At 74.5% G+C, this 7,988-nt stretch carries 10 protein-coding genes; 2 read left to right on the plus strand and 8 right to left on the minus strand.

The window, feature by feature from the left end:
* Positions 1-35 precede the first annotated feature (35 nt).
* The 3 genes from EF903_RS24375 to nth form a co-directional block, all read right to left on the minus strand.
* Positions 36-1,238: a MarP family serine protease gene (locus EF903_RS24375; RefSeq protein ID WP_125546587.1), complete on the minus strand. Its 1,203-nt coding sequence runs from the start codon at positions 1,236-1,238 to the stop codon at positions 36-38.
* A 13-nt stretch (positions 1,239-1,251) separates the two neighbouring features.
* Positions 1,252-2,007, minus strand: a complete 756-nt coding sequence (locus EF903_RS24380; RefSeq protein ID WP_125546575.1) for a CoA pyrophosphatase — start codon at positions 2,005-2,007, stop codon at positions 1,252-1,254.
* Positions 2,008-2,176: 169 nt separating this feature from the next.
* Positions 2,177-3,007, minus strand: coding sequence for an endonuclease III (gene nth, locus EF903_RS24385; RefSeq protein ID WP_399421582.1), 831 nt, complete (start codon positions 3,005-3,007; stop codon positions 2,177-2,179).
* Between the two features lie 353 nt (positions 3,008-3,360).
* Here nth and EF903_RS24390 point away from each other — a divergent pair, with 353 nt between their 5' ends.
* Together EF903_RS24390 and EF903_RS24395 are read left to right on the plus strand one after the other, a co-directional pair.
* Complete coding sequence (locus EF903_RS24390; protein ID WP_014046869.1) at positions 3,361-4,035, plus strand: Crp/Fnr family transcriptional regulator; 675 nt, start codon at positions 3,361-3,363, stop codon at positions 4,033-4,035.
* A 135-nt stretch (positions 4,036-4,170) separates the two neighbouring features.
* Complete coding sequence (locus tag EF903_RS24395; protein WP_125546577.1) at positions 4,171-4,971, plus strand: nucleotidyltransferase domain-containing protein; 801 nt, start codon at positions 4,171-4,173, stop codon at positions 4,969-4,971.
* Between the two features lie 91 nt (positions 4,972-5,062).
* Here EF903_RS24395 and EF903_RS34310 read toward each other — a convergent pair whose 3' ends face one another.
* The 5 genes from EF903_RS34310 to EF903_RS24420 form a co-directional block, all read right to left on the minus strand.
* Positions 5,063-5,368 (minus strand): hypothetical protein, encoded by a 306-nt coding sequence (locus EF903_RS34310; RefSeq protein WP_185902794.1) that lies wholly within the window; start codon positions 5,366-5,368, stop codon positions 5,063-5,065.
* Entirely contained in the window at positions 5,365-6,213 is an 849-nt protein-coding gene (locus EF903_RS24405) for an MBL fold metallo-hydrolase (RefSeq protein ID WP_125546579.1), read from the minus strand. The genes EF903_RS34310 and EF903_RS24405 overlap by 4 nt, the downstream gene beginning before the upstream one ends.
* A complete protein-coding gene (locus tag EF903_RS24410) occupies positions 6,210-7,121 on the minus strand; it encodes an NUDIX hydrolase (RefSeq protein WP_125546583.1) in 912 nt (303 codons plus the stop codon). Before EF903_RS24410 ends, EF903_RS24405 begins: the two co-directional genes overlap by 4 nt.
* A gap of 148 nt (positions 7,122-7,269) precedes the next feature.
* Positions 7,270-7,743, minus strand: coding sequence for a RidA family protein (locus EF903_RS24415; RefSeq protein WP_125546585.1), 474 nt, complete (start codon positions 7,741-7,743; stop codon positions 7,270-7,272).
* Positions 7,740-7,901 (minus strand): DUF4177 domain-containing protein, encoded by a 162-nt coding sequence (locus EF903_RS24420; protein WP_007264966.1) that lies wholly within the window; start codon positions 7,899-7,901, stop codon positions 7,740-7,742. The genes EF903_RS24415 and EF903_RS24420 overlap by 4 nt, the downstream gene beginning before the upstream one ends.
* Positions 7,902-7,988: the final 87 nt, after the last annotated feature.

The following is a 7,988-nucleotide window of genomic DNA, read 5'->3' on the forward strand; positions in this document are numbered from 1 at the left end:
CCCGCCCCCCTGCCCCGCCGCTCAGCGGCCCCCGGTCACAGGGCGCATCCCTGGGTGTCGGCGCGGCGGTCGTTCGTCTTGCCCAGCCGGATGTCGTCGCGGACCTCGTCCGCGGTGAGCGCGTATCCGGTGTTCGGGTCGTCGAGCGACTTGGCGAACACCACCCCGTACACCTTGCCGTCGGGCGTGAGCAGCGGGCCTCCCGAGTTGCCCTGGCGGACGGTCGCGTACAGCGAGTACACGTCGCGGCGGACGGTGCCGCGGTGGTAGATGTCGGGGCCGTTGGCGTTGATGCGGCCGCGGACGCGGGCGGAGCGGACGTCGTAGGCGCCGTTCTCCGGGAAGCCCGCGACGATCGCGTCACTGCCGCTGCCGGCGTCCTTCTCGGTGAACTCCAGCGGCGGCGCCTTCAGCTTGGGCACGTCCAGGACGGCGATGTCGCGCTCCCAGTCGTAGAGCACGACCTTGCCGTCGTACAGCTTGCCCTCGCCGCCGACCTGCACGGTCGGCTCGCTGACGCCGCCCACGACGTGGGCGTTGGTCATGACGCGGCCCGGGGCGAAGACGAACCCGGTGCCCTCCAGCACCTTGCTGCAGCTGGGCGCGGTCCCGACGACCTTGACGATCGAGCGCTTGGCCGCCTCGGCGACGGGGCTCGTCGCCAGTGCCGGGTCCGGTTCCCGTACCGCGGTGATCGGCTCGTTGGAGAACGGGCTGAAGACCTGCGGGAAGCCGTTGCGCGTGAGGGCGGAGGAGAAGTCCGAGAACCAGGTGTTCGCCTGGGCCGGCAGCACCCGCGACACGCCCAGCAGCACCTTGGAGTTGCGGACCTCCTTGCCCAGCGTGGGCAGTGAGGTCCCGGCGAGCGCCGAGCCGATCAGCCACGCCACGAGCAGCATGGCGACGACGTTGACGACGGCGCCGCCGGTCGCGTCGAGGGCGCGCGCCGGCGACCACGTGATGTGCCGGCGCAGCCGGTTGCCCAGGTGGGTGGTGAAGGCCTGCCCGATGGAGGCGCAGATGATGACCACGACGACGGCGGCCACCACGACGGTGGTGGACACCTGGGTGCCGTCGTCGGTCACCTGGTCCCAGACCAGGGGAAGCACCGACACGGCGATGAGACCGCCGCCGAGGAAGCCGATCACCGACAGGATGCCGACGACGAAGCCCTGGCGATAACCGACGATCGCGAACCACACGGCGGCGACCAGCAACAGGATGTCCAGCACGTTCACATGGGCCACCGTCTCATGCGCGCCAGTCGAGCGGGACCCGCCGCGAGCGGTCCCAGGGCCGCTCCCATCCCGCGAAGTGGAGCATGCGGTCGATCACCCCGGCGGTGAAACCCCAGACCAGGGCGTCGTGCACGGTGAATGCCGGGCCCAGGTGGCCGCTGGGGTGGACGGCGGTGGCCCGGTGGGCGGGGTCCGTGAGATCGGCCACGGGGACCGTGAAGACGCGGGCCGTCTCGGCGGGGTCGACGACGCCGACCGGGCTGGGCTCGCGCCACCAGCCGACGACGGGCGTGACGACGAACTCGCTGACCGGGATGTAGAGCCGCGGCAGCACGCCGAAGAGCTGGACCCCGGCGGGGTCGAGCCCGGTCTCCTCCTCGGCCTCGCGCAGGGCGGCCCGCAGCGGGCCGGTGGTGTGCGGGTCGCCGTCCTCCGGGTCGAGGGCGCCGCCGGGGAACGAGGGCTGGCCCGGGTGCGAGCGCAGGCTGCCGGCGCGCTCCATCAGGAGCAGCTCCGGGCCGCGGGCGCCCTCCCCGAAGAGGATGAGGACGGCGGACTGGCGGCCGCGGCCGTCCTCGGGCGGCAGGAAGCGGCTGAGCTGGGTCGGGCGGACCGTGCGCACGGCCTCGGCGACGGGGTCGAGCCAGTCGGGCAGGCCGTCGGTGGTGACCACCGGGGCGGGTGGCAGGCCGTGCGGCCCGCCGCCCGGCCTGCCCGGTGGTGCGGCCGCCTGGGCCACGCTGCTGTCGTCCCGTGCTCCGCGCGTCATGGGCAATCCCTGTTCCCTGCCGTCGTGCCGTGCCGTGCCGTGCCTGCTGTCCCCTGTGCCCTGCCGTGCCGCCTGCCGCGGCCGGCGCCGTCCTGCACCCGGGCAACGCCCCGCCGGTCCGGTTTCGTTCCTGCGCGGGCCCGCCCGGGGCGGCGGGCCCGCGCCCTGCTCAGGACGCCGCCGCGCCGCCGTCCGCCGTATCGGCGCCCGCGGCGCCCGCGGCGCTCGCCGTGCCGCCGTCCGCGGGCTGCCGCGCCGCGGCCTGCGACGGCCGGGCCGGGCTGCCCGGATAGCCCGGGGGCGGGTTGAGCCGCTGGCCCGGCTGTCCGCCCTTCTCGTACTTCAGGAGCTTCTTCGCCTTCTCCGGGTCCGTCTCGCCCTCCCCGTACGCGGGGCACAGCGGGGCGATCGGGCAGGCGCCGCAGGCCGGCTTGCGGGCGTGGCAGATGCGGCGGCCGTGGAAGATGATCCGGTGCGAGAGCATCGTCCACTCGCTCCTGGGGAAGATCGCGGCGATCTCCGCCTCGATCTTCTCCGGCTCCTTCTGCTCGGTCCACTTCCAGCGCAGGACCAGCCGCTGGAAGTGGGTGTCCACGGTCAGGCCGGGGACTCCGAACGCATTGCCGAGGACGACGTTGGCCGTCTTGCGGCCGACGCCCGGCAGGGTGACGAGGTCTTCCAGCCGCCCGGGGACCTCGCCTCCGAAGCGGTCGCGCAGGGCGGCGGACAGCCCCAGCAGGGACTTCGCCTTCATCCGGAAGAACCCGGTCGGCCGGATGAGCTCCTCCAGCTCCTCAGGGACGGCCGCGGCCATGTCCTCGGGGGTCGGGTACGCCGCGAACAGCGCGGGGGTCGTCTGGTTGACCCTCAGATCGGTGGTCTGGGCGGACAGGACCGTGGCGACGAGCAGCTCGAACGGGTTCCGGAAGTCGAGTTCCGGATGGGCGTACGGATAGACGTCAGCCAGTTCCCGGTTGATCCTGCGGGCCCTGCGGACCATGGCCAGGCGTGATTCCGTTTTCTTGGCCGAAGCTTTGCCCGCGGGCTTCGCGCGCGCCGTCCGCGGCTTCGGAGGCGCCTTTCGGGGGGCTTGTTCGCCCACAGCTGAATCGGCCGCGAGCGTCACTCCCGCGGACCCCTTGGCCTGTGCTCTCACCGGCTTATTGGACACCCGGCCAGCCTAAGCCCGGCCGCGTACACCCGCCCGGACCTCTGGTAACACCACTCCGTTTGGGCGCCCGCCGCACAGCACGCCCGTACGTCCGGCATCCTTGTGATTGATCGCACTGTTTGAGCCGTCCGGCAAAATGGGGAACACGGTCCCCTGAGCTGGTCGACATAGGAGAGAGACTCGTGGACGACGTTCTGCGGCGCGCCCCGCTCTTCGCGGCGCTCGATGACGAGCAGGCCGCGGAGCTCCGCGCCTCGATGAGCGAGGTGACTCTCGCGCGCGGTGACGCCCTGTTCCACGAGGGCGACCCCGGTGACCGGCTGTACGTGGTCACCGAGGGCAAGGTGAAGCTGCACCGCACCTCCCCCGACGGCCGCGAGAACATGCTGGCCGTCCTCGGCCCCGGCGAGCTGATCGGCGAGCTCTCGCTGTTCGACCCGGGCCCGCGCACCGCCACGGCGACCGCGCTGACCGAGGTCAAGCTCCTGGGCCTGGGCCACGGCGACCTCCAGCCCTGGCTGAACGCCCGCCCCGAGGTCGCGACCGCGCTGCTGCGCGCGGTGGCCCGCCGCCTGCGCAAGACCAACGACCAGATGTCCGACCTGGTCTTCTCCGACGTCCCGGGCCGTGTCGCCCGCGCGCTCCTGGACCTGTCGCGCCGCTTCGGCGTGCAGTCCGAGGAAGGCATCCACGTCGTCCACGACCTGACGCAGGAGGAGCTGGCGCAGCTCGTCGGCGCCTCGCGCGAGACCGTGAACAAGGCCCTGGCCGACTTCGCGGGCCGCGGCTGGCTCCGCCTGGAGGCCCGCGCCGTGATCCTGCTGGACGTCGAGCGCCTGGCCAAGCGCTCGCGCTGACCGGCACCGCCCGAGCGGCGGAACCAACGCAGGGGGCCCTTCCCGGGGAGAACCGGGCGGGGCCCTCCGCGCGTTCCCGGGAGCCTCAGCGCCCCCGGGCGCCCCTTCCGGCACAGCACGAGGCACAGTAGGGCCATGGGCGGGCAGCGAGGCGTCGACGCGGAGGGCTACTTCGAGCGGGAGGGCTCCCTCGGCCGGATCCGCGAGCCGTTCACGCCCGTCGTCGCCGCGGCGCGCCTGCGCATCCGGGACGCCTACGGGCCCCGGCTGCACAGCGCCTACCTGTACGGGTCGGTCCCGCGCGGCACGGCCCGGCCCGGCCGCTCCGACCTGGACCTGCTGCTCGCGCTGCACCACGAGCCCTCCGGCGACGACCGGGACACCGCCGAGGTGCTGGCCCGCACCCTCGACGAGGACTTCCCCCAGATCGACGGGGTGGGGCTGCTGCTGTACGGGCGGGACCGCCTGCTGAGCGAGCGGGAACGCTACGACATGGGCTGGTTCCTGGCCTGCCTGTGCACCCCGCTGCTCGGCCCCGACCTGGCCGAGGACCTCCCCCGCTACCGCCCCGGCATCCGCCTCGCCCGCGGGACCAACGGCGACCTGGCCGACCTGCTGCCCGCCTGGCGGCAGCGGCTCGCCCGCGCTGACGGCCCCGAGGAACTGCGGCGGCTGGCCCGCGGCTGGTCCCGGCACCTGGTGCGCACCGGGTTCACGCTGGTGATGCCGCGCTGGCGCGGCTGGACGAGCGACCTCGCCGAGTCCGCGGAGGTCTTCGGCCGGTACTACCCGGAGCGGGCCGCCCAGATGCGGGCCGCGGCCGCGCTGGCCCTGGAGCCCGCCGCCGACCGGGCCGCCGTACGGGACCTGGTCGAGGACCTCGGCCCGTGGCTCGCGGCCGAGTACGCGGCCCGCATCGGCACCAAGGGGCCCTGAGCCCGGGCCTGCTCCGCGCTCAGGCGCGGCCCTCGCGGGCTCGGGCCCGTCTCAGGCTCAGGCCCGGCGCGCGCTCGGGCCCGGCGCGCGCTCAGGCGCGGTCCGCCTCCAACTCCGCGAGCGCCTCCACCGCCGCCTTCGCCTCGGCCAGCCCCGCGCCCGTCGCCTCCCGGTACGCCTTGATCGCGGAGATGGTGCGGCCCTCCCGCAGCAGCGCCCGCACCTCCTCCAGGCCGGCCGGCTCGGGCTCCTCGACGCCCAGGTGGGCCAGGACGAGGCCGAGGCGCCGCTCCAGCCGCTCGGCGCGCCGCTCCAGGGCCTTCATGCGCAGGCCGACGGTCGAGGTCATCCACGCCGCGACCGCGAGCAGGACGAGCAGCAGGTAAAGGGTGGTCACTCGGGTCCTCCGGGGATCAATCCGTGATCTTGAAGGTACTCGAGTTGTGCGCGCACGGACCATTCGGCCGCCGGCCACAGGGACCTGTCGACGTCCGCGTAGACGTGGGCGACGACCTCCTCGGGGGTCGTGTAGCCGTCCTCGACGGCCGTCTCGACCTGCGCGAGCCGGTGCGCGCGGTGGGCGAGGTAGAACTCCACCGCGCCCTGCGCGTCGTCCAGGACCGGGCCGTGGCCGGGCAGGACCGTCCGGACCCCGTCGTCGACCGTCAGCGAGCGCAGCCGGCGCAGGGAGTCGAGGTAGTCGCCGAGGCGCCCGTCCGGGTGTGCGACGACGGTGGTGCCGCGGCCGAGGATCGTGTCGCCGGTCAGCACGGCCCGGTCGGCGGGCAGGTGGAAGCACAGCGAGTCGGCGGTGTGCCCGGGCGTGGGGACGACCCGCAGCTCCAGGCCGCCGGTGCGGACGACGTCCCCTGCGGCCAGCCCCTCGTCGCCGAGGCGGAGCGCGGGGTCGAGGGCCCGGACCCTCGTGCCGGTGAGTTCGGCGAAGCGGCCGGCGCCCGCGGCGTGGTCGGCGTGGCCGTGTGTCAGGAGGGTCAGTGCGATGCGCTTGCCCATCCGCTCGGCGGTCGCGGCGACCGCCTCCAGGTGTCCCTCGTCGAGGGGTCCGGGGTCGATGACGACGGCCAGGTCGGAGTCGGGCTCGGCGACGATCCAGGTGTTGGTCCCGTCCAGGGTCATCGCCGACGGGTTGGGCGCGAGGACGTTGTAGGCGCGCGGAGTCGCCCGGCCGGAGGCGACCGCCGCGCCGCGGGGCCGGCCGGGCAGTGCGGCTGCGTCCGTCACGGGGCACCTCCGAAGCCGACGCGCTTGGTGAACTCGTCGTGGCCGGGCCAGCTGAGCACCACCTCACCGTTCTCCAGGGCCGCCTGCGCGAGCACGGGCGCGAGGTCCTGGCCGGGGGCGGCGGCGAGGGCGTCGGCGGCGCTCCCGTACGGCTCCAGCGAGCGCAGGGTGGAGATCGTCGGCGGCATCATCAGCAGCTCGCCCTCGTCGTACCCGGCCGCCGCGTCGGCGGGGCGGATCCACACGGTCCGGTCGGCCTCGCCGGAGACGTCGCGGGTCCGCTGCCCCTCGGGCAGCGCGGCCACGAAGAACCAGGTGTCGAAGCGGCGCGGCTCGAACTCGGGCGTGATCCAGCGCGCCCACGCGCCGAGCAGGTCCGAGCGCAGCCGCAGCCCGCGCCGGTCGAGGAACTCCGCGAAGGACAGCTCGCGGGCGACGAGGGCCCGCCGGTCGGCCTCCCAGTCGTCGCCGGTGGTGTCCCCGACGACCGTGCCCGCGCTCTCGCCCGCGAGGAGGACCCCCGCCTCCTCGAAGGTCTCGCGGACCGCCGCGCACACGATGGCCTGGGCGGTACGGGCATCCGTGCCCAGCCGCTCCGCCCACTCCCCGAGCCCGGGGCCGGCCCAGCCGACGAGGTGCTCCTCGTCGCGCGGGTCGACGCCGCCGCCCGGGTAGGCGTACGCGCCGCCCGCGAAGGCCATGGAGGCGCGGCGGCGCAGCATGTGCACGACCGGCCCGGCGGCGGTGTCGCGGAGCAGCATCACGGTCGAGGCGCGGCGGGGCTCCACCGGGGTCAGGCTGCCGTCCGCGAGGGCGCGGATGCGGCCCGGCCACTCCGGCGGGTACCACTGGCCTCCGGCGGGCCTGGTCCCGGGTGTCTGCTGCTGTCCCTGCTCACCGTTGGGCATGCGGGGATGCTACGGCCATCCGGCCCGATGTTCGAGGGCCGCACGCCGCTGCGGGGCGGCGCGCCGCAGGCCGGCGGGTGCGCCGCAGGCCGGGCCCCGCGCCGCGGACGGCGTACGGGCCCGGCCTGCGGGACGGCGGCGGTGCCGGTCAGGCGTCGGGCAGGAGCTCGACCTGGATCTCGATCTCGACGGGCGCGTCCAGCGGGAGGACGGCGACACCGACGGCGCTGCGGGCGTGGACGCCCTTGTCGCCGAGGACCTCGCCGAGCAGCTCGCTGGCGCCGTTGAGGACGCCGGGCTGGCCGGTGAAGTCGGGGGCGGAGGCGACGAAGCCGACGACCTTGACGACGCGCGCGATCCGGTCGAGGTCGCCCGCGACGGACTTGACGGCGGCCAGGGCGTTCAGCGCGCAGGTCGCGGCGAGCTCCTTCGCCTGCTCGGCGGAGACCTCGGCGCCGACCTTGCCGGTGACCGGCAGGCTGCCCTTGACCATCGGAAGCTGGCCCGCGGTGAACACGTAAGCGCCCGAGCGGACGGCCGGCTGGTACGCGGCGAGCGGGGGGACGACCTCGGGCAGGGTCAGGCCGAGTTCGGCCAGCTTCGCTTCGACGGCGCCGCTCATGCCTTCTCCCGCTTGAGGTAGGCCACGAGCTGCTCCGGGTTGTTCGGGCCGGGCACGACCTGGACGAGCTCCCAGCCGTCCTCGCCCCAGGTGTCCAGGATCTGCTTCGTGGCGTGGACCAGCAGCGGGACCGTCGCGTATTCGAACTTCTTGGTCATGGGGGCGAGCGTATCGCCTGCTCACAGCCTCTGAGCCTAACCACTCGCTCCCCGGGCCGCGCGCTGAAGAAGCTCGGCGCGATCGAC

Source organism: Streptomyces sp. WAC05292 (genome assembly GCF_003949955.1).
Taxonomy (GTDB): domain Bacteria; phylum Actinomycetota; class Actinomycetes; order Streptomycetales; family Streptomycetaceae; genus Streptomyces; species Streptomyces globosus.

Bases quoted from the DNA above. Each gene is read 5' to 3' on its own strand.
- EF903_RS24380 (WP_125546575.1), bottom strand. From the start codon at position 2,007: ATGACGCGCGGAGCACGGGACGACAGCAGCGTGGCCCAGGCGGCCGCA.
- nth (WP_399421582.1), bottom strand. From the start codon at position 3,007: ATGGTCCGCAGGGCCCGCAGGATCAACCGGGAACTGGCTGACGTCTAT.
- EF903_RS24395 (WP_125546577.1), top strand. From the start codon at position 4,171: ATGGGCGGGCAGCGAGGCGTCGACGCGGAGGGCTACTTCGAGCGGGAG.
- EF903_RS24410 (WP_125546583.1), bottom strand. From the start codon at position 7,121: ATGCCCAACGGTGAGCAGGGACAGCAGCAGACACCCGGGACCAGGCCC.
- EF903_RS24415 (WP_125546585.1), bottom strand. From the start codon at position 7,743: ATGAGCGGCGCCGTCGAAGCGAAGCTGGCCGAACTCGGCCTGACCCTG.
- EF903_RS24420 (WP_007264966.1), bottom strand. From the start codon at position 7,901: ATGACCAAGAAGTTCGAATACGCGACGGTCCCGCTGCTGGTCCACGCC.